Consider the following 21,546-nt stretch of genomic DNA (forward strand, 5'->3'; position numbering starts at 1 on the left):
GACGCATGAGTGATCTGACCCGCATCCCCGCCCCCGACGGCGTCGCCCCCCGCCGCCCAGTACACGCACGTGGTGGCGGCCACCGGCCGGCTCGTGGCCGTCTCGGGACAGCTGCCGCTGGACGAGGACGGCGAGCTGGTCGGCGAGGGCGATCCGGCGGCCCAGGCCCGCCAGGTCTTCGAGAACCTGCGCCGCTGTCTCGCGGCGGCCGGGGCGACCTTCGACGACGTCGTCAAACTCACCTACTTCGTCACGGACACGGCCCACCTGCCGGCCGTCCGCGCGGCCCGCGCCGCCCACATACCGGACGACCGGCTCCCGGCCGTCTCCGCCGTCCAGGTGGCCGGGCTCGTCGGCCCGCAGTTCCTGATGGAGATCGAGGCGCTGGCGGTGGTGGCCGGCTGACGCCGAATTCCGGGCGGCCGGTGCCGCCCGGCCCCTAAGGTGCCGTCATGAACGCCGACTCGCTCCCCGGCCCCTCCCTTCGCATCCGGCACATGACGCTCGACGACTGCGACCGGGTCTCCGAGATACGCGTCCGGGGCTGGCAGTACGCCTACCGGGGCCTCATGCCGCAGCCGTTCCTGGACGGGCTCAGCACGGAGCGGGACGCCGAGCAGCGGCGCGCCCGGTTCCTGGACGGCGGGGACGGGGTGACGACGCTGGTCGCCGAGCGGGGTGGCACGATCGTCGGGTGGGCGGCGCACGGGCCGTACCGGGACGGCGAAGTGCGCACCGGCGACGCCGAGTTGTACGCCATCTACGTGGACGCCGCGCACCTCGGCACCGGCGCCGGGCGGGCGCTGCTCGCGACCGTGCTGGAGCAGTGCGCCGGGCACCCACGCCTGTACCTGTGGGTGCTGAAGGAGAACGCGCGCGCCCGGCGCTTCTACGAGGCCGCGGGCTTCGCGCCCGACGGCGTCGAGGAGCCGTACGAGGTCGACGGGGTGCCGGTGCCCGAGGTGCGGTACGTCAGGGAGTTCGGCGTCACCTCTGCCTAGGGATGCGGGCCAGGGCCTGGCCGGCCGCCTCGGCGAGGGTGGGGTGGGCCAGGGCCTCGGTCAGAACGCGGCGGGCGCGGGTGTCGCCCAGGGTGCCGAGGCCGTCCACGCAGGCCAGGGCGACGCCGCGGTAGGGATCGTGTGGGCGCAGGCGGCGCTCCAGGGTGGTGATCAGGGCGGGGACGGACTCCGGCGCGCGGAGTTCGACGAGGAGCCGGACGGGCTGCAGGGCGTAGCCGACGCGGAGCTCGTTGGTGGCCAGGGCGGCGGCCGCGCGGGCCGTGCGCGGATCCCGGAGGCGGCCGAGGGCCTGGGCGGCGGAGACGCAGCGGGGCGGGTCGCGGTGATTGAGGAGGAGGACCAGGGTCTCGAAGGCCCGCCGGTCACCGGCCGTCCCCAACCGGAACGCCGCCAGTTCCCTGGCCCACAGGGGCTGTCCGGCCGCGGTGAGCACCTCCGCCAGCTCGTCGTGGTCCTCGGTGGCCAGGAGCCGGTCGAAGGCGGCCGTCCCCTGCGACTCCTGCCGCAAACGCTCCGTGAGTGATCGCAACTCTTCGTCCACGAAGCCCAGCGTAGAGGGGTTGCGGGGACGGGGGGACGTACATCACAAACTCCGGGGGCTGGCGCGCTCGTTACCCGCCGGTTAAGCTCAATCGAGCGAGTCACCCACTCGCACTAACGCTCACGCCGGTTTGGTGACGCAGCCGCCGTGAGGTCGAAGGTCGGTTCGGTACCTCGTACCGCAGGACGACCCGGCTCCGGGACAGGGCCGGTCGGAATCCGCCGCCGGGCGTGTGCGCGCCCTGCGCGGCAGCACCGGGCGTGTGCGCTCGCAGCCCGGCACCACCCGCATTCACGCAGCTCTCCCCGCACCCGGTGCGCCCCTCGGCGCACCCGGGCGGGTTTCCAGTCGTCACCCTCATTCCTGGAGTCCCGCGATGGCCACTCCCCAGTCCGACCCTTCCCTGTCCCCGCTCAAGACGATCGCCGTCGTCGGCCTCGGCACCATGGGCACCGGTATCACCGAGGTCCTCGCCAAGGCCGGCCGCGAGGTGATCGGCATCGACATCAGCGAGGCGCAGGCCGCCAGCTCGCTCGCCGCCCTGGCGGCCGCCACCGCGCGCGCCGTGGTCCGCGGCAGGCTGACCGAGCAGGAGCGCTCCGACACCCTCGCCCGGGTCCGCACCGGCACCGACCTGACGGCCGCCGCCGACGCCGACCTCGTCATCGAGGTGGTCCCGGAGTCGTACGACATCAAGCACCAGGTCCTGCGCGAGCTGGACGGCATCGTCCGGCCCGGGACCATCCTCGCCACCGGCACCAACGCGCTCTCCGTGACCCGGCTGGCCGCCGACTCGGCCCGCCCCGAGCGCGTCATCGGCCTGCACTTCTTCAACCCGGCGCCGGCCATGAAGCTGGTCGAGGTGGTCTCCTCGGTGCTCACCGCGCCGGGTGCCGTCGCCGCCGTCACCGACCTCGCGATCGAGCTGGGCAAGGAGCCGGTCGCGGTCGGCGACCGCCCCGGCTTCGTCGCGGACGGACTGCTGTTCGGCTACCTCAACCAGGCCGCCGCGATGTACGAGGCGAAGTACGCCTCCCGCGAGGACATCGACGCGGCCATGCGGCTCGGCTGCGGCCTGCCGATGGGCCCCCTCGCCCTGCTGGACCTGATCGGCATCGACACGGCCCGTACGGTCCTCGAGGCCATGTACGCCGAGTCCCGCGACCGCCTGCACGCCCCGGCGCCGATCCTCAAGCAGCTCAGCGAGGCGGGCCTGACCGGCCGCAAGTCCGGGCGCGGCTTCTACACCTACGAGGCCCCGAGCTGGGGATCCCTTCCAGCGGTAGCTGGGGGAGCCACGGTCGTCCGCGACGCGCAGACCCCGCTGGACGGCGCTGCGCTCACCCCGGGCCGTACGGTCCGCTCGGTCGGCGTCGCCGGGTCCGGCACCATGGCCTCCGGGATCGCCGAGGTCTTCGCCAAGGCCGGGTACGAGGTCGTCCTCGCCGCCCGCAGCGAGGAGAAGGCACAGGCGGCGAAGGCCCGCATCGGCAAGTCCCTGGACCGCTCCGTCGGCAAGGGCCGGATGACCGCCGAGGCGGCCGCGCAGACCCTGGACCTGATCACCCCGGCGGGTTCGTACGACGCCTTCGCGGACGTCGACCTGGCCGTCGAGGCGGTCGCCGAGGACCTGGAGGTCAAGCGGCAGCTGTTCGCCACCCTGGACAAGGTCTGCAAGCCGGGCGCGGTGCTCGCCACCACCACCTCCTCGCTGCCGGTCGTCGCCTGCGCCCGCGCCACCTCGCGCCCGCAGGACGTGATCGGGATGCACTTCTTCAACCCGGCGCCGGCCATGAAGCTGGTCGAGGTGGTCCGCACCGTGCTCACCGCCGAGGACGTCCACGCCACCGTCCGCGAGGTCTGCGGCCGGATCCGGAAGCACGCCGTCGACTGCGGCGACCGGGCCGGCTTCATCGTGAACGCCCTGCTGTTCCCGTACCTGAACAACGCGATCAAGATGGTCGAGGAGCACTACGCGTCCCTCGACGACATCGACGCGGCGATGAAGCTCGGCGGCGGCTACCCGATGGGCCCGTTCGAGCTCCTGGACGTGGTCGGCCTGGACGTCTCGCTCGCCATCGAGAAGGTGCTGCACCGGGAATTCCGCGACCCGGGCCTCGCGCCCGCGCCGCTCCTGGAGCACCTGGTGGCCGCGGGCTGCCTCGGCCGCAAGACCGGCCGTGGCTTCCGCGAATATGCCCGCCGCTGACGGCGTCGGCGACTGGTTCCGGGACGAGAAGGACTGGGGCGGCCTGCTCGACCCCGCGGACGGTCCCCCGCCCTTCGCGGGCGGGGGAAACCCCGGACCTGCGCATCGAGCTGCGCACATGCAGTACGTTCGGGTCATGTCCCAGCCCGCCAAGTCCTCACGTACCCCCGCCACGCCCGACGCGCCGGAGAGCGCCGCGGGCAGCCGCGCGGCGGCCCAGCGGCTCAAGATGCGCCGGGAGCTGGCGGCCGCCGCGATGGAGCTCTTCGCGACGAAGGGGTACGAGGCGACCACCGTCGACGAGATCGCGGCCGCGGCCGGGGTCGCCCGCCGCACCTTCTTCCGCCACTTCCGCTCCAAGGAAGAGGCGATCTTCCCGGACCACGACGACACCCTGATCCGCGCCGAGGCCGTGCTGAACGCGGCCCCCGCCCACGAGCACCCGCTCGACACGGTGTGCCGCGGCATCAAGGAAGTCATGAAGATGTACGCGGCCCGGCCGGACATCTCGGTCGCCCGCTACAAGCTCACCCGCGAGGTACCCACCCTCCGCGAGGCCGAGATCGCGTCGGTGGCCCGCTACGAGCGTCTCTTCACCCGCTACCTCCTGGGCCACTTCGACGAGCACGCGCACGCGGACGACGCGAACGACGACCCGCTGCTGGCCGAGGTCGCGGCGTCGGCGGTGGTCACCGCCCACAACCACGTGCTGCGGCGCTGGCTGCGGGCGGGCGGGCAGGGGGACGTCGAACTGCAGCTGGACCATGCCTTCGCGATCGTCCGGAAGACCTTCGGGAACGGGATCGGGGCGGGTCGGGAGACCACCCCCCGCCCGGCCGCGCCGGCCTCGGTCGCCTCGCAGGGGGAGGTGCTGGTGACGGTGGCCCGCACGGATGCGCCCCTGGACGAAGTGATGCGGACCATCGAGCAGGCGCTGAAGGAGCGTTCCCAGCTCACGTGACGGTCCCGGTGGGCCGCGGTCACCGCACCGCGGCTCCGCCGCTCGTCCTCACACGTCGGCCGGGCTGGATCCCCCGGCTGGATCGATCCCCCGCCCGGATCCGCGCCGTCCGCGCTCTGCCGCGTGCGTCACGCCGCCCGTGTGAGCCACGCCTCGCGACCCGTCCCTGACATTCGGACGACTCCCGCAAGACGGGCCATTTTCCCCTACTCGCCAGTAGGTTTGATCGATCATCGCTCATTTGTTACGTAAAGATTTCATCTGAGAGCGATTCCTGGCACTCAGTGCCTTGCCACCTGACACGCGGTGTCATACCTTCGAGGTGTCCGGCCTGTCCCGGTGAGCCCATCGGCCCACCCGTCGGACGCCTGCGTCACAGGCAACCTCCCGCGCCACAAAGCGCTGCCGAAGCACCACCCCGCCGAACCGACGGCATCTTTCCCCAAACCCTCAGCAGCACCGACGTAACCCTCAGCGCCCCTTCCCGCAAGGGGCGCAAGCATCGCCGGAGGCAACACCGTGACCACTCAGGCCATTCTCGACGCGATCCAGTCACCGGACTCGACGCCGGCCGACTTCGCCGCTCTGCCGCTTCCCGAGTCGTACCGCGCGATCACCGTGCACAAGGACGAGACGGACATGTTCGCGGGCCTGGAGACCCGCGACAAGGACCCGCGCAAGTCGATCCACCTCGACGAGGTCCCGCTGCCCGAGCTGGGACCGGGCGAGGCCCTGGTCGCCGTCATGGCATCGAGTGTCAACTACAACTCGGTGTGGACCTCGATCTTCGAGCCGCTGTCGACGTTCGGCTTCCTGGAGCGCTACGGGCGCCTCAGCGAGCTGACCAAGCGGCACGACCTGCCGTACCACATCATCGGCTCCGACCTCGCGGGCGTCGTCCTGCGCACCGGCCCGGGCGTCAACGCCTGGAGGCCCGGTGACGAGGTCGTCGCGCACTGCCTGAGCGTGGAGCTGGAGTCCAGCGACGGCCACAACGACACGATGCTCGACCCCGAGCAGCGCATCTGGGGCTTCGAGACCAACTTCGGCGGCCTCGCCGAGATCGCGCTGGTCAAGTCCAACCAGCTGATGCCGAAGCCGAACCACCTCAGCTGGGAGGAGGCCGCCGCCCCGGGCCTGGTCAACTCCACCGCCTACCGGCAGCTGGTCTCCCGCAACGGCGCCGGCATGAAGCAGGGCGACAACGTCCTGATCTGGGGGGCGAGCGGCGGACTCGGCTCGTACGCCACGCAGTTCGCGCTGGCCGGCGGCGCCAACCCCGTCTGCGTCGTGTCGTCGCCGCAGAAGGCGGACATCTGCCGCGCGATGGGCGCCGAGGCGATCATCGACCGCAACGCCGAGGACTACAGGTTCTGGAAGAACGAGCGGGAGCAGGACCCGCGCGAGTGGAAGCGCTTCGGCAAGCGCATCCGCGAGTTCACCGGCGGTGAGGACATCGACATCGTCTTCGAGCACCCCGGCCGCGAGACCTTCGGCGCCTCCGTGTTCGTCACCCGCAAGGGCGGCACGATCACCACCTGCGCCTCCACCTCGGGCTACATGCACGAGTACGACAACCGCTACCTGTGGATGTCCCTGAAGCGGATCATCGGCTCGCACTTCGCCAACTACCGCGAGGCCTGGGAGGCCAACCGACTGATCGCGAAGGGCAAGATCCACCCGACGCTGTCGAGGACCTACTCCCTGGAGGAGACCGGCCAGGCCGCCTACGACGTGCACCGCAACCTCCACCAGGGCAAGGTCGGCGTGCTCTGCCTGGCCCCCGAGGAGGGCCTCGGCGTGCGCGACGGGGAGATGCGGGCCAAGCACCTCGACGCCATCAACCGCTTCCGCAACATCTGAGACACCCGAGGTCATAGATGACTGAGCGTCAGATTGCCGCAGGCGGGCGGGAGAAGGACCGGCCGTGGCTCATGCGCACGTATGCCGGACACTCCACCGCCGAGGCGTCCAACGAGCTGTACCGGCGCAACCTCGCCAAGGGCCAGACGGGTCTGTCGGTGGCGTTCGACCTGCCGACGCAGACCGGCTACGACCCCGACCACATCCTCGCCCGCGGCGAGGTCGGCCGGGTGGGCGTGCCCGTGGCCCATCTCGGTGACATGCGCCGCCTGTTCCAGGACATCCCCCTGGACCGGATGAACACCTCGATGACGATCAACGCCACGGCGATGTGGCTGCTGGCGCTCTACCAGGTGGTCGCCGAGGAGCAGGGTGCGGACATCACCAAGCTCCAGGGCACGACCCAGAACGACATCGTCAAGGAGTACCTGTCCCGCGGGACGCACGTCTTCCCGCCGGGGCCGAGCCTCCGGCTGACGACGGACATGATCGCGTACACGGTCTCCCACCTCCCGAAGTGGAATCCGATCAACATCTGCAGCTACCACCTGCAGGAGGCGGGCGCCACCCCGGTCCAGGAGATCGCGTACGCGATGTCCACCGCCGTCGCCGTGCTGGACGCCGTGCGTGACTCCGGCCAGGTGCCGCAGGAGCGGATGGGTGACGTCGTCGCCCGCATCTCCTTCTTCGTGAACGCCGGCGTCCGGTTCGTCGAGGAGATGTGCAAGATGCGGGCGTTCGGCCGCATCTGGGACCAGGTCACCCGCGAGCGGTACGGCATCGAGGACCCCAAGCAGCGGCGGTTCCGGTACGGCGTCCAGGTCAACTCCCTCGGGCTGACCGAGGCGCAGCCGGAGAACAACGTCCAGCGGATCGTCCTGGAGATGCTCGCCGTGACGCTCTCGAAGGACGCACGCGCGCGTGCCGTGCAGCTCCCCGCCTGGAACGAGGCGCTCGGCCTGCCCCGGCCCTGGGACCAGCAGTGGTCGCTGCGCATCCAGCAGGTGCTCGCCCACGAGAGCGACCTGCTGGAGTACGAGGACATCTTCGAGGGCTCGCACGTCATCGAGGCGAAGGTCGCCCAGCTGGTCGAGGACTCCCTCGCCGAGATGGACCGGATCCAGGAGATGGGCGGCGCGATGGCCGCCGTCGAGTCCGGCTACCTGAAGTCGCAGCTGGTGGCGTCGCACGCCGAGCGGCGGGGCCGGATCGAGTCCGGCCAGGAGAAGATCGTCGGCGTCAACATCTTCGAGACCACCGAGCCGAACCCGCTCACGGCCGACCTGGACACCGCGATCCAGACGGTCGACCCGGCGGTCGAGGCCCGGGTCGTCGAGGCGATCGGGCGCTGGCGCGACACGCGCTACCAGCCGCCGTTCAACCACCCGCGCCCCTGCAAGGCCCTGGAGCGGCTGAAGGAGGCCGCCAAGGGCACCGACAACCTCATGGAGGCCACCCTGGAGTGCGCCAGGGCCGGTGTCACGACCGGCGAGTGGGCGGGCGCGCTGCGGGAGGTGTTCGGCGAGTTCCGGGCTCCGACCGGCGTCTCCTCCGCTCCCGTCGCCGTCCCCGTGGAGGCGGGCTCGGCGCTGGCCGAGGTGCGGGCCAGGGTGGACGCCACCGCGCGCGAGCTGGGCAGCGGCAAGCTCCGCTTCCTGGTGGGCAAGCCGGGTCTCGACGGCCACTCCAACGGCGCCGAGCAGATCGCGGTGCGCGCCCGGGACGCCGGCTTCGAGGTGGTCTACCAGGGCATCCGGCTCACCCCCGAGCAGATCGTGGACGCCGCCCTCGCCGAGGACGTGCACGCGGTGGGCCTGTCGATCCTCTCCGGGTCGCACGCCCAGCTGGTCCCGGACGTCCTGGAACGACTCCGTGTGGCCGGTGCCACAGATATACCGGTGATCGCCGGTGGCATCATCCCGAACGGTGATGCCGCGCAGCTCAGGGAAGCCGGAGTGGCCGCGGTCTTCACCCCGAAGGACTTCGACATCACCGGAATCATCGGCCGCATCGTCGACGAGATCCGGAAAGCGAACAAGCTCGACCCCCTGGAGGTCCCCGCATGACCGCCCGCCCGTCGCCCGCCACCACCCCTGAAACGAGCGGCTCCGCCGCACACCTTCCTGCTGTCAACCGGCTCCGCCCGCGGCGCTCCTGCCTGGCCGTGCCCGGCTCGAACCCCCGCTTCCTGGAGAAGGCGCAGGGTCTCCCGGCGGACCAGGTCTTCCTGGACCTGGAGGACGCGTGCGCGCCGCTCGCCAAGCCCGAGGCGCGGCACACCATCGTGAAGTTCCTCAACGAGGGCGACTGGACCGGCAAGACGCGCGTGGTGCGGGTCAACGACTGGACCACCGAGTGGACGTACCGTGACGTCGTGACCGTGGTCGAGGGCGCCGGGCAGAACCTCGACTGCATCATGCTGCCGAAGGTCCAGACGGCCGAGCAGATCGTCGCGCTGGACCTGCTGCTGACCCAGATCGAGAAGACCATGGGCTTCGAGGTCGGCAAGATCGGCATCGAGGCGCAGATCGAGAACGCGCAGGGCCTCAACAACGTCAACGAGATCGCCACCGCGTCCCAGCGCGTCGAGACGATCATCTTCGGCCCGGCCGACTTCATGGCGTCGATCAACATGAAGTCCCTGGTCGTGGGCGAGCAGCCGCCCGGCTACCCGGCGGACGCCTACCACTACATCCTGATGAAGATCCTGATGGCCGCCCGCGCCAACAACCTCCAGGCGATCGACGGCCCCTACCTCCAGATCCGCAACATCGACGGCTACCGCGAGGTCGCCCGGCGCGCCGCCGCGCTCGGCTTCGACGGCAAGTGGGTGCTGCACCCGGGCCAGGTCGAGGCGTCCAACGAGATCTTCTCGCCGTCGCAGGAGGACTACGACCACGCCGAGCTGATCCTGGACGCGTACGACTACTACACGTCCGAGGCGGGCGGCAGGAAGGGCTCCGCGATGCTCGGCGACGAGATGATCGACGAGGCCAGCCGCAAGATGGCCCTGGTCATCTCCGGCAAGGGCCGGGCCGCCGGCATGCAGCGCACGTCCAAGTTCGAGATCCCGGAGGCGTGAGCGCGATGCAGTTCGGACGCACGTACGAGGAGTTCGAGGTCGGGGCGACGTACAAGCACTGGCCCGGGAAGACGGTCACGGAGTACGACGACCACCTGTTCTGTCTCCTCACCATGAACCACCACCCGCTCCACATGGACACGAACTACGCCGAGCGGACGACGGACTTCGGCAAGAACGTGGTGGTGGGGAACTACATCTACTCCCTCCTGCTCGGCATGTCCGTCCCGGACATCTCCGGCAAGGCGATCGCCAACCTGGAGATCGAGTCGCTCAAGCACGTGGCGCCGACCTTCCACGGCGACACGGTCTACGGCCAGACGACCGTGCTGGACAAGTGGCCCTCCAAGTCCAAGGACGATCGCGGGATCGTCTACGTCGAGACCAAGGGCTACAAGCAGGACGGCACGCTGGTGTGCATCTTCCGCCGCAAGGTGATGGTGCCGACCGAGACGTACATCAAGGAGCGCGGCGGCGAGCAGCCGGGCCGCCCCGAACTGAAGGAACAGGGGAAGTAAGCGATGGCCCGTCTCGCCCGGACAGCCGGTCTGACCGACGTCCAGCAGGAGATCCTCTCCACCGTCCGCGACTTCGTGGACAAGGAGATCATCCCGGTCGCCACCGAGCTGGAGCACCGCGACGAGTACCCGCAGGACATCGTCGACGGCCTGAAGGAACTCGGCCTCTTCGGCCTGATGATCCCCGAGGAGTACGGCGGCCTGGGCGAGTCCCTCCTGACGTACGCGCTGTGCGTCGAGGAGATCGCCCGCGGGTGGATGTCCGTCTCCGGGATCATCAACACGCACTTCATCGTGGCGTACATGCTCAAGCAGCACGGCACGCAGGAGCAGAAGGACCACTTCCTGCCGCGGATGGCGGCCGGCGACGTCCGGGGCGCGTTCTCGATGTCGGAGCCGGGGCTCGGCTCGGACGTGTCGGCGATCACCTCGAAGGCGGTGCGGGACGGCGACGAGTACGTCCTGAACGGCCAGAAGATGTGGCTGACGAACGGCGGCACGTCGTCCCTCGTGGCCGTCCTCGTGCGGAGTGACGAAGGCCACCCCGAGGGCACGGCCCCGCACAAGTCGATGACGACCTTCCTGGTGGAGAAGGAGCCCGGCTTCGGCGAGGTCCGCCCCGGCCTCACCATCCCGGGCAAGATCGACAAGATGGGCTACAAGGGCGTCGACACCACCGAGCTGATCATGGACGGGCTGCGGATCCCGGCCGATCGGGTGCTCGGCGGGGTCACCGGCCGAGGTTTTTACCAAATGATGGACGGGGTCGAGGTCGGCCGCGTCAACGTGGCGGCCCGTGGCTGCGGTGTCGCCCAGCGCGCGTTCGAGCTGGGCGTCCGGTACGCCCAGCAGCGTCACACTTTCGGCAAGGCGATCGCCCAGCACCAGGCCATCCAGTTCAAGCTGGCGGAGATGGCCACCAAGGTCGAGGCGGCGCATGCCATGATGGTCAACGCGGCACGCAAAAAGGACTCGGGTGAACGAAACGACCTTGAGGCCGGGATGGCGAAGTACCTCGCCTCCGAGTACTGCAAGGAGGTCGTGGAGGACAGCTTCCGGATCCACGGCGGGTACGGCTTCTCCAAGGAGTACGAGATCGAACGTCTCTACCGCGAGGCGCCGATGTTGCTGATCGGCGAAGGTACCGCCGAGATCCAGAAAATGATCATCGGGCGAAGGTTGCTCGAAGAGTATCGATTCCAGGGCTGATCGTCCCGGTACGGGGTGTTTTCTTCGAGAAGAAGATCACACCCCGTCAACGGTCTTCGGCCGCCGACTCGGCTTCCTGGCTTGCCCAGTTGCGGCCCCCGACCGGTACGATCCCGGAAAGCCGCCGTCCCCTATTACCGCGCGGCATCATCCGCTACGAAGGTCATCCATGCCCCACAGCCAAACCTCTGCACATCGAGACAGCCTGGCCGGCGTACGCCTCGCGCGCGGAGCATCGCCGTGGCTTCTCCCGACCGTCGCCACCGCAGCCGTCAGCCTCCTGCGTGCCCGTCGCTCCGGCGCCGCGAAGGCCGTCGCCGTGCCCGCCACCGCGCTCGCGGCGGGCATGCTGTGGTTCTTCCGCGACCCCGAGCGTGAGATCGCCCAGGGCCGTGTCATCTCCCCCGCCGACGGTGTGGTGCAGAGCATCATGCCGTGGAAGGACGGACGCACCCGGGTCGCGATCTTCATGAGCCCGCTCAACGTCCACGTCAACCGCGCGCCCCTCGCGGGCGAGGTGACGTCGGTGGAGCACATCCCCGGTGGCTTCGTTCCCGCCTTCAACAAGGAGAGCGAGAACAACGAGCGCGTAGTCTGGCATTTCGACACCGAACTCGGCGACATCGAGATGATCCAGATCGCCGGCGCGGTGGCCCGCCGTATCGTCCCCTACGTCCCGCAGGGCACGAAGGTCGAGCAGGGCGACCGCATCGGTCTGATCCGCTTCGGCTCGCGTGTCGACATCTACCTGCCGGAGGGCGTGGACGTCGCGGTCGAGGTCGGCCAGAAGACCGTGGCTGGGGTGACTCGCATTGACCGTGATTGATCCTGAGACCCAGGCGGGCTGGGTGCCCGAGGCCGACGAGATCGGCGAGGACGAGGAGGAGATGCCGCTCTCTCTCCGCCTCTCGATAGCGGACACCCTCACGCTCGGCAACGCCACGTGCGGCTTCATGGCGGTGTACTTCACCACCACCGGCATTCTGATCCCGCACCTCACCGGGGACGACCAGTCGGCCGGCATGGCGCGCCACAGCGCCGCCACGGCGGTCATCCTCATGCTCTGCGCGGCGGTCTTCGACCTGTTCGACGGCCTGGTGGCGCGCAAGCTGCGCTCCTCCCCCATGGGCGCGGAGCTGGACAACCTCTCCGACCTGATCAGCTTCGGCCTCGCGCCGGCGTACTTCGTGCTCGTCTACGGCATGGTGGCCGACGACGCGTACCAGAAGGTCGCCGCGGTCGGTGCGGTGGTGGTGCTGCTGGCGGTGGTGCTGCGCCTGGCGCGCTTCAGCTGCGTGACACCGCCGAACGGCATGTTCCAGGGCATGCCGTCGCCGTTCGGTGCGCTGACGGTCGTCTCGATCGTCCTCCTCGAGCTGCCCTTCTTCGCGACGCTGCTCGCGATCCTCGGCACCGCGTGGCTGATGGTGAGCCGCGTCGAGTACCCGAAGCCGCGCGGCCGCCTCGCCGGGGCGATGCTCGCCTGGATCGTCCTGTCGATGGGCCTCCTGGCGGCCTGGGCCTTCGACGCCCCCGCCGGCCAGCTCCTCCTCCAGACCGGCTGCGCGCTGCAGCTGGTGATGGGCGCGGTGATCCCGCTGTTCGCCACGGCCCGCCGGGTGAACAACTTCCGCGACAACAGGCGCGAGGCGAGGGCGACGCAGCTGCCGTAACCAAAGCCCCAGAGGGCCCCGGACCACGACTCGGTCCGGGGCCCTCTGCTTTTTCCCCTTCTTGTCCACCCACCCGACCCGGCGGGCCGAGACGCGAGCAGCCGACCGTGCGGGAGAACGTGGCCCCCGGGCCGCCTCAGGTCAGGAAGTCGCGGGCGATCTGCTCGGCGACGCGTTCCAGGATCGGCCCGGCCTCCGCGATGCACCTGGCCACGTCCGGCTCGACCGCCGTCAGGGGGTAGGCACGGCGGATCCCGGCCCGTCCGAGCGCCTCCGGCGGCAGGGCGAGGCGGCCGCACACCGCGACGACCTCCTTGTCGGCGGCGCGCGCCGCGGCCGCGACGCCCGCCGGTGCCTTCCCGTGCAGGGTCTGCTCGTCAAGGGAACCCTCACCGGTGATCACCAGCGTGGCCCGCTCCAGCGCGGGCGCGAAGCCCAGGACGTCGAGCATGACCTCGATACCGGGCCGGAAGCGCGCGCCGAGCAGCAGCGCGCCGTATCCGATGCCACCGGCGGCCCCCGCGCCCGGCGCGAGCGCGTACTCGGCGGCGCGCGGACCGGCCTCGGCCTCCAGGACCTTCGCGAAGTCGGCCAGCGCGGCGTCCAGGAGCTCCACGTCGTCCGGCGTGGCCCCCTTCTGCGGACCGTAGACGGCCGGGGCGCCCTTCGGCCCGGTGAGCGGGTTGTCGACGTCGCTGGCGAGGACCAGGTCGACGTCGGACAGCCGCGCATCGAGGCCCGACAGGTCCGCGCGGGCCAGGTCGGCGAGGCCGCCGCCGCCCGGCGGCACCGGTTCGCCGTCCACGTCGAGGAAGCGGGCGCCGAGCGCCGACAGCATCCCGGCCCCGCCGTCGGTCGTGGCACTGCCGCCGACGCCGAAGACGATCGTGCGCGCACCCGCGTCCAGCGCGGCCCGCAGCAGCTCCCCGGAGCCGTACGTGGAGGCCGTCAGGGGCGCGAAGACACCTCGGGGCAGCCGCTGCAGACCGCTCGCCTCGGCCATCTCCACGACCGCGGTGTCGCCGCGCAGCGCGAACGCGGCGGTGACCTCCTGCCCCAGCGGCCCGGCGACCTCCCGCTCGTGGCGCTCGAAGCCGGCCGCGACCGCCGCGGCCACCGTGCCGTCCCCACCGTCCGCGACGGGCAGCGCCTCGACGTCTACGGCGGGCACGACCCGTCTGAGCCCCGCCATGACCCGCTCGGCGACCTCCACGGCCGTCAGCGAGCCCTTGAACTTGTCCGCGGCGATGAGCACGCGCTGTGTCACCTGTATCCCCTTGCTCTCCGGGCCTCGCGCACGTCAAGGCCAGTCGCGCCGCTGTGACCTTAACCGGAGGACACCCTCGCCGTCATGCACCGCCCGAAGCCTGGGAAGCGGCTGGGAACCTCCTGCGAAAACGGGTAGACCACAACATGACCAGTCCGGGCCCGATTTCGCCGACCTCGTGTTCGGCGGCCGGCTCGCCCGGATCCACCCCGTCCCCGACGCGGCCGTGCTCACCGCCGGGCTGCTGTACGGCGAGGGCGGCCTCACCGTGCGCGGTGGCCTGGACACCGACTCCAACGGGGCTACGGCGGGCTCGGTGGCGGGGGTGCCCACCGGCGCGGCGGCCGTTCCGGGCCGCCGGCTGCCCAGGCGGTGAGTTTCCGGCGGTTGGCGTAGCCGAGTTGGAAGGCGAGCAGGAGGGTTTGGGCGGCGATGCCGCGGATGCGGCGGGTGCCGCCGGACTCGAAGTGTTCGTGGAGCGGGTCCCTGCGGAAGCCGTTGACGCCTTCGACGGAGTTGCGAAGGGGGAAGTGGATGCGCTGCCAGTGTTCGCGTCCGTGCTGCAGGGGCTGCCAGAGCTGGGCGCCGGCTCCGGGCGGGAAGGTCACGCCGCCGCTCTTGCACACGATGGCGGAGCTGCCGGGGGCGGCGAGCGGCTGCAGCGCGTGGGCGGCGATCCCTGCGAACAGGGCACGGGCCGCTTGGCCCCGCCATCGGCGCAGGGTCCACTGCGTAGGTTGGGCCGCCAGAAGCCCGAACCTGCCCGTCAGGACGGGGTGACGGGGCAGCCGTGCCAAGGGGCGCATGAGGTCTTCGCTCAGGGCGTCGTAGTGGGCGGTCAGGGGTGCGAAGAGACGACGCCGGGCCGGGCCGTCGACGCCGAGACCCCGCACGGTCGCCGCCAGATCGTGCTGGAGCACGACCGCGTGGCCGCCGTCGAGGGGGTGGGCGAGGGCGGTCTCGGCGTGCTCCCAGCGCAGTCCGTGGCGTTCGAGGCCGGGAGTGCGCAGGTAGGGCGATGCGACGGTCATGGGATGCACCGCGGCGCAGTGGTCGTGGAGCAGGCCGGGCACGGTGACCTCGCCGCGGCGTGTCCCGCCGCCGATGGGGGCGGCGGCTTCCAGGACGGTCACGGAAAGGCCCGCCTGGGCGAGCGTGACGGCGCCCGCGAGACCGTTGGGCCCCGCTCCCACGACGATGGCGTCGGCGGTCACCGCGGGGAGCCCTTGGTGTGCTGGAACCAGCGCAGGTATCCCGGGGCGGGGGAGCCCAGGCCCGTGGCGTCGTCGTAGCCGCGGTGCGCGGACAGGCCGAAGTCATGGCCAAGCGTGTAGAGGATGTAGCGCTGGGCGCCGGTGGAGGTGTCGGTGTCGGGGCCCTCGTCGCGGACCACGGTGAGGGGCGAGGATCCGGCGTTCGCGAACCGGTCGGTGACGTCGTGGAAGACCGGGGTGCGGGAACCGGACAGTGCGTACAGGAGCGGGTTTGCGAAGCCGATCCGGTGCCCGGAGGCTTGTTCCGCGTCGGCCTGCAGGGCGGCGAAGGCGCGGGTCGCCGCCGACCGAGGTGACCCACGGGGAGCCGCTGGGGAAGTCGGCCTGGGCCCGGGTGGTCTTCGGATCGCAGTTGACGCCGGTCTGGGCGGCCTCGGGCGAGGAGTCGCCGCAGTCCCCCGCGGCGAAGTAGACGCCGATGCCCTCGGCGGCGGCCTGCTCGAACAGCAGGTTCCAGGCGGCTATGAGGTGGGGGTGAGGTGCCCGGGGCTGGAGTGGATGATCTCGGCCCAGGAGTTGGAGATGACGTCCGCCCGGCGGCCGTCGATGATGTACGACTCGGCGTCCATCAGGCGTTGTCGAGGCAGGAGTTCGCACCGCTGGTCGGGGCGTCCTTCTTGACCGTCAACGGCAGCAACTTCTTCCCGCTGTTGCTTACTTGTGGCCAAGTATCCATCTGCGGAAAGACCCCGCAGTCGAAGGGCCGTATGACGGGCTGGATATCCGTTCGCCCCGGGAAAGCACGCATCCTACTCTCGGCCCATGAACAGGCCACTCGTCGCCATCCTTAGCGGAGCAGGGATCTCCACTGATTCCGGGATCCCTGATTATCGCGGTCCGAACGGGCTGTGGCGGAAGGATCCCGAGGCCGAGAAGCTCGTGACGTACGAGTACTACATGGGCGACCCGGAGATCCGGCGCCGGTCCTGGCAGATGCGGCGGCGGAACCGGACGCTGCAGGCGGAGCCGAACGCGGCGCACCGGGCGGTCGCCGAGCTGGAGCGGTCGGGGACGCCGGTGCGGGTGATCACGCAGAACGTGGACGGGCTGCACCAGCTCGCCGGGATGCCCGCCCGCAAGGTGCTCGAACTGCACGGCTCGGCCCACGGCGTGGTGTGCACCAAGTGCCATGCCCGGGGAGCGATGGCGGACGCGATCGCCCGGGTCGAGGCCGGTGAGGACGACCCGCCGTGCCTGGAGTGCGGGGGCATCCTCAAGTCGGCGACCGTGATGTTCGGCGAACGGCTCGACCCGGTCGTCCTCGGCGACGCCCTCGCCATCAGCAAGGCGTGCCAGCTCTTCGTCGCCGTCGGCAGCAGCCTCCAGGTCCAGCCGGCCGCCGGCCTCGCGGGGGTCGCCGCCGATCACGGCGCCCGCCTCGTCATCGTCAACGCGGAACCGACACCGTACGACGACCGGGCCGACGAGATCGTCCGGGAACCGATCGGCACGGCCCTGCCGAAGCTGCTCGCCGCGCTGCAGGCCGGTTAGGCGGCGGCAGGAAGCCGGTCAGAAGAGGCCCGCTCCCCGTTCGAAGTCGAGCAGGCGCTGCTTGCGGGGCAGCCCGCCGCCGTAGCCGGTGAGGCTGCCGCTCGCACCGATCACCCGGTGGCAGGGAACGATGATGCCGACGGGGTTGCGGCCGTTGGCGAGGCCGACCGCGCGGGAGGCCTGGGGGTTGCCCAGGGCTTGGGCGAGTTCGCCGTAGGAGCGGGTCTCGCCGTAGGGGATCAGGCACAGCTGTTCCCAGACGCTGCGCTGGAACGGGGTGCCGTTCAGCCGCAGTTCGACGGTGAACTCGGTCAGCTCGCCCTCGAAGTAGGCGGTCAGCTGTTCCTCGGTCTCGGCGAAGAGGCTGTCGTCGCGGGCGCCGAAGGTCTCCTCGGGCGGGCGGTGGCGCTGGCTCTCCATGTAGAGGCCGCAGAGGGTGCCGTCCTCGGCCACCAGGGTGAGGGGGCCGTAGGGGCTGTCTGTCACGGTGTGGTTCTTCACGGCGATGTCCTTGAAATCCTTCGTACAGGCTTATACGGGCAGGAAGTTGATCGGGTGGCTGTCGGTCGCCCACAGGTACTGCACGGCGTAGGCCCGCCAGGGGCGCCAGGCCGCGGCGCGGGCGGTGAGCGCGGCCGGGGTGCCGGGCAGCCCCAGCTCCTGGGCGGCGCGCCGGATCCCGAGGTCGGTGGGGAGGAAGGCGTCGGGGTCGCCGAGCGCGCGCATGGCGATGACGTCGACGGTCCAGGGGCCGAAGCCGGGGAGCGAGAGCAGGCGGGCCCGTGCTTCCGACCAGTCGCTCTCGGCGCCCAGGTGGAGGGTGCCGTCGGCGAGCCGGCCGACGAGGGTGGTGAAGGTGGTGCGGCGGGAGCGGGGCATCGCCAGGGCCTCGGGGTCCACGGCCGCGAGCGCCTCGGGGGAGGGGAAGAGGTGGGTGAGGCCGCCCTCGGGGTCGTCCACCGGGGTGCCGTGGGCGGTCACCAGGCGGGCCGCGTGGGTGCGGGCGGCGGCCGTGGAGACCTGCTGGCCGAGCACGGCCCGGACGGCGAACTCCGCCTCGTCGACGGTGCGCGGCACCCGCCGTCCCGGCGCCTTGTCGACCAGCGGGGCGAGGAGGGGGTCCGTGCGCAGCTGGTCGTCGACGGCGACCGGGTCGGCGTCCAGGTCGAGCATGCGCCGGCAGCGGCTGATGGCGACCGGCAGGTCCCGCAGGTCGCTGAGGGTGAGCCGGCAGGCGATGTGGTCGGGCTTCGGGGCGAGGGCGGCGACGCCGTGGCCGTAGGGCAGCCGCAGGGTCCGCCGGTAGGCGCCGTCCCGCCACTCCTCGACGCCGGGTACGGCGGTGGCCGCGAGGTGACCGAAGAGGTTGTCGGGGTTGAGGGGGGCGCGGAAGGGCAGCCGGAGGGTGAGCGTGCCGGGGGCGAGCCGGGCCGACCTGGGGCGGCGGTCGCGCAGTTCGGTCGGCGAGAGCGCGAAGACCTCGCGGACGGTGTCGTTGAAGGTGCGGATCGAGGAGAAGCCGGCCGCGAAGGCGACCTGAGCCATCGGCAGCGCGGTCGTCTCGACCAGCAGCCGGGCGGTCTGGGCGCGTTGGGCGCGGGCCAGGGCCAGCGGGCCTGCGCCGAGTTCGGCGAGCAGCTGGCGTTCGACCTGCCGGGGGCTGTAGCCGAGGCGGGCGGCGAGGCCGGGGACGCCCTCCCGGTCCACCACCCCGTCGGCGATCAGCCGCATGGCGCGGGCGACCAGGTCGGCGCGCTGGTTCCACTCCGGGGAGCCGGGGCTGGTGTCGGGCCGGCAGCGCTTGCAGGCCCGGAACCCGGCCTGCTGGCAGGCGGCGGCGCTCGGGTAGAACGTCATGTTCTCGGGTTTGGGCGGCACCACCGGGCAGCTGGGCCGGCAGTAGATGCGGGTGGTCAGAACGGCGGTGAAGAACCAGCCGTCGAACCGCGCGTCCTTCGACTGCACGGCCCGTACACAGTGCTCGCGGTCGAGGTCCATCGCTTTCTGCATGGGTCCAGCATCGGCCACCGGGGGTGGCCGATGCTGGCGGAAATCCGACACGAAGGTGCGCGGGCCTCGGCGCGGGCCTCGGCCTGCTCAGCCCGGGCCTCGGCGGGGCCCCGGCGCCCCGGAGGCGCTCCGGCCGTCAGGCGAAGTAGTGGTCCTGGTCCAGGTCGGCCAGCAGACCCGGCTGGACGGGCCGCCAGTCGTACCGCTCGCGGGTGGCGGCGCCGGACGTGGGGTTGTCGTTGCCGACGAAGGCCGCCAGCCAGCCGAAGTGGCCGGCCGCCTCCTCCCGGGCGAGGGACACGACCGGCACGTCGAGGCGGCGGCCGATGACCTCGGTGATGCCGCGGAGCGGGACCCCCTCGTCGGCGACCGCGTGCAGCACGGCCCCGGCCGGGGCCGTCTCCAGGGCCTTGCGGTAGAGGGTGGCGGCGTCCAGACGGTGCACGGCCGACCAGCGGTTGGTGCCGTCCCCCAGATAGGCGGCGACGCCCTTGTCGCGGGCGATGCCGATCAGGAACGGGACGAAGGCGTGGTCGCCCGCTCCGTGCACCTGGGGAAGCCGGATCGCCGACACCCGCACCCCGCGGTCGGCCAGGGCCAGGGCGGCGCGTTCCGCCTCGGCCCGGTGGGTGCCGGGGCCCGCGGTGTCGGGCGCGTCCTCCTCGGTGCCGAGGCGCCCGGGGGCCAGGAGGCCGGTCACCGAGGTGACGACCAGGGGCCGGCCGGACCCGGCGAGCGCGTCGCCGAGGGCCTGCAGCGCGTCGAGCTCGGTGCGGAGGGCGCCGGGCATGTCGGAGAAGTCGTGGTTGTATCCCGTGTGGATCACCCCGTCCGCCGCTCCGGCGGCCGCCCGCAGCCCGTCGACGTCGTTCAGGTCGCCGCGGTGCGCCTCCGCTCGCGCCTCCTTCAGGGCCGCCTCGGCCGCGTCCGAGCGGGCGAGGCCGAGCACCTGGTGGCCGGCGCCGAGCAGTTCGCGGACCACCGCGCTGCCGATGAACCCGGTGGCACCGGTGACGAACACACGCATGACAGATCACCTCGTGGAGAGTGGATGTGCTGGGACGACCTCAGCCTGCGCCCGGCCCCGCGGGCGGGTCCAAGACCTGTTCCGCACCCGGTGATGCCCGTACGGTCATGACCGCAGCTCACGGCCGCGGCGGCGCGGACGCCGGGAGTAGAGTCGAGGGGTGCCCGATTCCTTCGTACCGTCGGTGGACCTGGAGCTGCGCCTGGTGCGCTACTTCACCGTGGTCGCCGAGGAGCTGCACTTCGGCCGCGCGGCCGACGCGCTGCATCTCGCGCAGCCGTCGCTGAGCCGTCAGATCCGGCGGCTGGAGCGGGAGCTGGGCGTCCGGCTGCTCGACCGCACCCCGCGCGGCACCCGGCTCACCGAGGCCGGGGAGACCTTTCTGCCGCAGGCCAGGGAGCTGCTGCGGACCGCCGCCCGGGCCACCGCCAGCGCCCGCTCGGCCGCCGGGCACGGCACGTTCACCGTCGGCTACACCACCCACCAGATCGTCACCCCGGCCGTGCGCGAACTGCGCCACCGCCATCCGGCGGCCGACGTCCGCACCCTGCACGTGGACTGGAACGAGCCGCGCGCCGCCCTCCTCGACCACCGGGTCGACGTGGTGGTGACCCGGTTCCTGTTCGCCGCCGACGGCCTCGACATCACGGTCCTCTACGACGAGCCGCGTGTCCTCCTGGTGCCGGTCGGCCACCGGCTGGCCGGCCGGGAGTCGGTCACCCTGGCCGACTTCGCCGACGAGCCGCTCCCCCGCTTCACCGGCTCGGACCGGATCGGTGCCAATCCCCCGGGCCACACCAACCTGGGCGCCCTGGTGGAGACGCTGGAGGACAAGCTGGAGCTGGTGGCGAGCGGTGAGGTGGTGTCGCTGGCGCCGGCCGGGTTCCGCGGCAACCTGCGGCCGGACATCGTCGTCGTCCCGATCGAGGACGCGGTCCCGCTCCAGGTGGTCCTCGCCGTCCGGGCCGGGGACCGGCATCCCCTGTTCCCGGCGTTCCGGCGCGCGGCGGAGGCCCATCTGGTCCCGTCCGGGGCCACCGGGACCGGGCGGCCGCACGCGGGGACCGGGGCCGGTCGATGAGCGGGTCCGGGAGGGTCACACTGGACGCCGTGGCGGCCGCCGGCGCTGTCTCGCGCGCCACGGTCGGCTTCATGCTGGACGACGACCCGCGCCAGACCGTCCCGGCCGCCACCCGGCCCTCACCACCGTGCACATCGACGCGGAGGCCCACGGCCGGCCCGGCCGCGCGGACCGCGCTGGGGCTGAACCGTGCGGGGCTGGTACCGGTGCCGGCACGGATCGTCGTGGGGGGGGGGGCGGGGACGGCGTGCCCCACCCCGCCACCGCCGGCACGCCCCCCGCCCGGAACGCCGGGGCGCGCCGGGGGCCGAGGGGGGC

At 71.7% G+C, this 21,546-nt stretch carries 19 protein-coding genes and 2 pseudogenes; 14 read left to right on the forward strand and 7 right to left on the reverse strand.

Features of this window, described 5'->3' with window-relative positions; genetic code table 11:
• The first annotated feature begins 5 nt into the window (after window positions 1–5).
• Together AB0472_RS36795 and AB0472_RS36800 are read left to right on the forward strand one after the other, a co-directional pair.
• Window positions 6–405 (forward strand): annotated as a pseudogene (locus AB0472_RS36795) (RidA family protein).
• 47 nt (window positions 406–452) lie between these two features.
• Window positions 453–1,001, forward strand: coding sequence for a GNAT family N-acetyltransferase (locus AB0472_RS36800; RefSeq protein ID WP_366363212.1), 549 nt, complete (start codon window positions 453–455; stop codon window positions 999–1,001).
• Here AB0472_RS36800 and AB0472_RS36805 read toward each other — a convergent pair.
• A complete protein-coding gene (locus AB0472_RS36805) occupies window positions 988–1,563 on the reverse strand; it encodes an adenylosuccinate lyase (protein WP_366363213.1) in 576 nt (191 codons plus the stop codon). The two genes, AB0472_RS36800 and AB0472_RS36805, sit on opposite strands and share 14 nt — an antisense overlap.
• Before the next feature lie 376 nt (window positions 1,564–1,939).
• Between AB0472_RS36805 and AB0472_RS36810 the strand changes: the two genes are divergently transcribed.
• The 9 genes from AB0472_RS36810 (at window position 1,940) to pssA (ending at window position 13,078) form a co-directional block, all read left to right on the forward strand.
• Window positions 1,940–3,772, forward strand: coding sequence for a 3-hydroxyacyl-CoA dehydrogenase family protein (locus AB0472_RS36810; protein WP_366363215.1), 1,833 nt, complete (start codon window positions 1,940–1,942; stop codon window positions 3,770–3,772).
• Window positions 3,773–3,908: 136 nt separating this feature from the next.
• Window positions 3,909–4,733, forward strand: a complete 825-nt coding sequence (locus tag AB0472_RS36815; RefSeq protein WP_366363216.1) for a TetR family transcriptional regulator — start codon at window positions 3,909–3,911, stop codon at window positions 4,731–4,733.
• Between the two features lie 519 nt (window positions 4,734–5,252).
• Window positions 5,253–6,596 (forward strand): crotonyl-CoA carboxylase/reductase, encoded by a 1,344-nt coding sequence (gene ccrA, locus AB0472_RS36820; protein ID WP_366363218.1) that lies wholly within the window; start codon window positions 5,253–5,255, stop codon window positions 6,594–6,596.
• A gap of 17 nt (window positions 6,597–6,613) precedes the next feature.
• On the forward strand, window positions 6,614–8,662 hold the full coding sequence (locus AB0472_RS36825) for a protein meaA (RefSeq protein WP_366363220.1): 2,049 nt from the start codon (window positions 6,614–6,616) through the stop codon (window positions 8,660–8,662).
• On the forward strand, window positions 8,659–9,678 hold the full coding sequence (locus tag AB0472_RS36830) for a CoA ester lyase (RefSeq protein WP_366363222.1): 1,020 nt from the start codon (window positions 8,659–8,661) through the stop codon (window positions 9,676–9,678). Before AB0472_RS36825 ends, AB0472_RS36830 begins: the two co-directional genes overlap by 4 nt.
• A 5-nt stretch (window positions 9,679–9,683) precedes the next feature.
• A complete protein-coding gene (locus AB0472_RS36835; protein ID WP_366363224.1) occupies window positions 9,684–10,196 on the forward strand; it encodes a MaoC family dehydratase in 513 nt (170 codons plus the stop codon).
• Between the two features lie 3 nt (window positions 10,197–10,199).
• Window positions 10,200–11,405, forward strand: coding sequence for an acyl-CoA dehydrogenase family protein (locus AB0472_RS36840; protein ID WP_366363226.1), 1,206 nt, complete (start codon window positions 10,200–10,202; stop codon window positions 11,403–11,405).
• 169 nt (window positions 11,406–11,574) lie between these two features.
• The gene (locus AB0472_RS36845) at window positions 11,575–12,231 is read left to right on the forward strand and encodes a phosphatidylserine decarboxylase (protein WP_352362639.1); all 657 of its coding nucleotides are present in this window, start codon (window positions 11,575–11,577) and stop codon (window positions 12,229–12,231) included.
• A gap of 22 nt (window positions 12,232–12,253) precedes the next feature.
• Complete coding sequence (pssA, locus tag AB0472_RS36850; protein WP_366363244.1) at window positions 12,254–13,078, forward strand: CDP-diacylglycerol--serine O-phosphatidyltransferase; 825 nt, start codon at window positions 12,254–12,256, stop codon at window positions 13,076–13,078.
• A 136-nt stretch (window positions 13,079–13,214) separates the two neighbouring features.
• Here pssA and AB0472_RS36855 read toward each other — a convergent pair whose 3' ends face one another.
• Window positions 13,215–14,351: a glycerate kinase gene (locus tag AB0472_RS36855; protein ID WP_366363246.1), complete on the reverse strand. Its 1,137-nt coding sequence runs from the start codon at window positions 14,349–14,351 to the stop codon at window positions 13,215–13,217.
• 196 nt (window positions 14,352–14,547) lie between these two features.
• On the opposite strand from AB0472_RS36855, the pseudogene AB0472_RS36860 reads away from it, so the two are divergent.
• Window positions 14,548–14,697 (forward strand): annotated as a pseudogene (locus AB0472_RS36860) (ADP-ribosylglycohydrolase family protein); the annotation flags it as partial.
• On the opposite strand, the gene AB0472_RS36865 reads toward AB0472_RS36860, so the two are convergent.
• Window positions 14,648–15,559, reverse strand: a complete 912-nt coding sequence (locus AB0472_RS36865) for an NAD(P)-binding protein (protein ID WP_366363228.1) — start codon at window positions 15,557–15,559, stop codon at window positions 14,648–14,650. The pseudogene AB0472_RS36860 and the gene AB0472_RS36865 overlap by 50 nt on opposite strands.
• Complete coding sequence (locus tag AB0472_RS36870) at window positions 15,556–15,738, reverse strand: hypothetical protein (protein ID WP_366363230.1); 183 nt, start codon at window positions 15,736–15,738, stop codon at window positions 15,556–15,558. Before AB0472_RS36870 ends, AB0472_RS36865 begins: the two co-directional genes overlap by 4 nt.
• Before the next feature lie 643 nt (window positions 15,739–16,381).
• On the opposite strand from AB0472_RS36870, the gene AB0472_RS36875 reads away from it, so the two are divergent.
• Window positions 16,382–17,110, forward strand: a complete 729-nt coding sequence (locus tag AB0472_RS36875; RefSeq protein WP_366363231.1) for a Sir2 family NAD-dependent protein deacetylase — start codon at window positions 16,382–16,384, stop codon at window positions 17,108–17,110.
• Window positions 17,111–17,128: 18 nt separating this feature from the next.
• Here AB0472_RS36875 and AB0472_RS36880 read toward each other — a convergent pair whose 3' ends face one another.
• From AB0472_RS36880 to AB0472_RS36890, 3 genes are all read right to left on the reverse strand, one after another.
• Window positions 17,129–17,611 (reverse strand): methylated-DNA--[protein]-cysteine S-methyltransferase, encoded by a 483-nt coding sequence (locus AB0472_RS36880; protein ID WP_366363233.1) that lies wholly within the window; start codon window positions 17,609–17,611, stop codon window positions 17,129–17,131.
• A gap of 30 nt (window positions 17,612–17,641) precedes the next feature.
• On the reverse strand, window positions 17,642–19,108 hold the full coding sequence (locus AB0472_RS36885; RefSeq protein WP_366363248.1) for an AlkA N-terminal domain-containing protein: 1,467 nt from the start codon (window positions 19,106–19,108) through the stop codon (window positions 17,642–17,644).
• Window positions 19,109–19,256: 148 nt separating this feature from the next.
• Window positions 19,257–20,147 (reverse strand): SDR family oxidoreductase, encoded by an 891-nt coding sequence (locus AB0472_RS36890; RefSeq protein ID WP_366363235.1) that lies wholly within the window; start codon window positions 20,145–20,147, stop codon window positions 19,257–19,259.
• Window positions 20,148–20,307: 160 nt separating this feature from the next.
• Here AB0472_RS36890 and AB0472_RS36895 point away from each other — a divergent pair, with 160 nt between their 5' ends.
• Window positions 20,308–21,228, forward strand: a complete 921-nt coding sequence (locus AB0472_RS36895; protein ID WP_366363237.1) for a LysR substrate-binding domain-containing protein — start codon at window positions 20,308–20,310, stop codon at window positions 21,226–21,228.
• The last annotated feature ends 318 nt before the right edge of the window (window positions 21,229–21,546 follow it).

The organism is Streptomyces sp. NPDC086777 (assembly GCF_040702065.1).
In the GTDB taxonomy this organism is placed as follows: domain Bacteria; phylum Actinomycetota; class Actinomycetes; order Streptomycetales; family Streptomycetaceae; genus Streptomyces.

Coding starts and splice junctions, on each gene's coding strand:
- AB0472_RS36800 (WP_366363212.1), top strand. CDS start 453: ATGAACGCCGACTCGCTCCCCGGCCCCTCCCTTCGCATCCGGCACATG.
- AB0472_RS36810 (WP_366363215.1), top strand. CDS start 1,940: ATGGCCACTCCCCAGTCCGACCCTTCCCTGTCCCCGCTCAAGACGATC.
- AB0472_RS36815 (WP_366363216.1), top strand. CDS start 3,909: ATGTCCCAGCCCGCCAAGTCCTCACGTACCCCCGCCACGCCCGACGCG.
- AB0472_RS36825 (WP_366363220.1), top strand. CDS start 6,614: ATGACTGAGCGTCAGATTGCCGCAGGCGGGCGGGAGAAGGACCGGCCG.
- AB0472_RS36830 (WP_366363222.1), top strand. CDS start 8,659: ATGACCGCCCGCCCGTCGCCCGCCACCACCCCTGAAACGAGCGGCTCC.
- AB0472_RS36835 (WP_366363224.1), top strand. CDS start 9,684: ATGCAGTTCGGACGCACGTACGAGGAGTTCGAGGTCGGGGCGACGTAC.
- AB0472_RS36840 (WP_366363226.1), top strand. CDS start 10,200: ATGGCCCGTCTCGCCCGGACAGCCGGTCTGACCGACGTCCAGCAGGAG.
- AB0472_RS36845 (WP_352362639.1), top strand. CDS start 11,575: ATGCCCCACAGCCAAACCTCTGCACATCGAGACAGCCTGGCCGGCGTA.
- AB0472_RS36875 (WP_366363231.1), top strand. CDS start 16,382: ATGAACAGGCCACTCGTCGCCATCCTTAGCGGAGCAGGGATCTCCACT.
- AB0472_RS36885 (WP_366363248.1), bottom strand. CDS start 19,108: ATGGACCTCGACCGCGAGCACTGTGTACGGGCCGTGCAGTCGAAGGAC.
- AB0472_RS36890 (WP_366363235.1), bottom strand. CDS start 20,147: ATGCGTGTGTTCGTCACCGGTGCCACCGGGTTCATCGGCAGCGCGGTG.